The organism is uncultured Rothia sp. (assembly GCF_937976295.1).
In the GTDB taxonomy this organism is placed as follows: domain Bacteria; phylum Actinomycetota; class Actinomycetes; order Actinomycetales; family Micrococcaceae; genus Rothia.
Window position 1 is genome coordinate 1 of record NZ_CALJRY010000077.1, and the last position, 1,416, is coordinate 1,416.

The window sequence follows — 1,416 nt, forward strand, 5'->3', positions numbered from 1 at the left end:
CGAGGCAGTAAAACTCATCAGACGCTCACCCAGGTTCGGGCGCTCATCCGCAAAACGAGGCAGCTCACGGCTGCTATCCGGCACCAGGGCGCGGCTCAGCAACATACCGAAAGTCACGCCCGCACCCACCGTCAACGCGGTATGCGCCGCGAAGCTCAGCGGCTCAGCACCAACCTCCGTAAAACGACCAATACCCAGGGAACCGTACGAAATCCAGCCCAGCCACAGGGCACCCAACGACGTCAGAATACCGGTCACCACGCCCAGCGCCACAGCAGAAATCAGCGCAGACAGCGGGCGGAACGGAACCTTCAGAGCAACCCACTCATCCAGGTGATCCTCACCCTCACGCAAGAACCACCAGCCAGCAATCGCACCGGCACCCAGCGGCACCAGCAGACCCAGCAAACCGAACGTGCCCAGCGACTCGGGCACAGCACCCAGAATCGGAAGCATCGGCAAAGTACCAGCATCACTACTGGTCAAACCAACCGAGGTGCCCGCGCCAATAGAGAACCCGGCACCGGTCGACCACGCAATCGCATAAATCACCAGGTTCGGCAAGAAACCCAGCTGCAGCAGAGTCACCGCAGTATCACCCACAGCGCCCGCGTGCAGCTCCTGGTAGGTGGCAACAATCTGCGACCAGCCCGCCAAAATACCGATACCCAAAAGCACCGCACCCAGACCAATCAGCGCCACAAAAGCAACCACCGCAGCACGCACCACAGCCCAGGCGTACGAACCCGCCCAACGCGAATACTGACTCATCTGCGAAATCTGCTCCGCAGTATCAACACCCACCATGCGCGAGAGCGAACGCGCCTCACGGTAGCCGCCCCACATCAGACCAGCCACCACAATACCCAAAGGCACCAGGGCAGCATTCAACGCCTGAAGAGGCTGCGGATGCGGACTCGCCCAACCGTACATCGCCGAACTAATCAGCGCATAGGTCACCGAACCGGACAGCACCGGAATCAAAAACTCACCCTCATACGAGGCGCGCGCCAAGCGACGACCCGAACGATAACAAAGCAGCAGAGGCAAAATACTCAAACCCAGCGGCACCAGCGTCATCGTGCCGGCAGAAACACCAAAAGCAGCCGCAAGATCCAGGGGAACACCGTGAATCAGAAGCCACAGGTGCGCCGACATGGCGGCCACAGAGGAGAACTCCATGTCGCCAAAACCCTTGGTCGCCCACACGGCAGACATCGCCGCAAGCACTGCAACAGCAGAGAACAGGGCAGTAACAATTAGCTCAACAACACCCTGAAGCCACAGAGGCATGGGCATGGAATAACGAGAGATAGGTGAGGTGCTTTTCATCGTCCTTCAATCATGCCACGAATTAACGACGAAACCCGCCTCCGATTAACACTCGAAAGCGGGTTCTCACAACTATTCACACAG

1 protein-coding gene is annotated in these 1,416 nt (G+C 59.0%); it reads right to left on the reverse strand.

Features of this window, described 5'->3' with window-relative positions; all coding sequences use genetic code 11:
- Window positions 1-1,332: DUF6350 family protein (locus Q0216_RS02065; RefSeq protein ID WP_298592530.1), on the reverse strand; the 1,332-nt coding region annotated here is incomplete at its 3' end.
- Window positions 1,333-1,416: the final 84 nt, after the last annotated feature.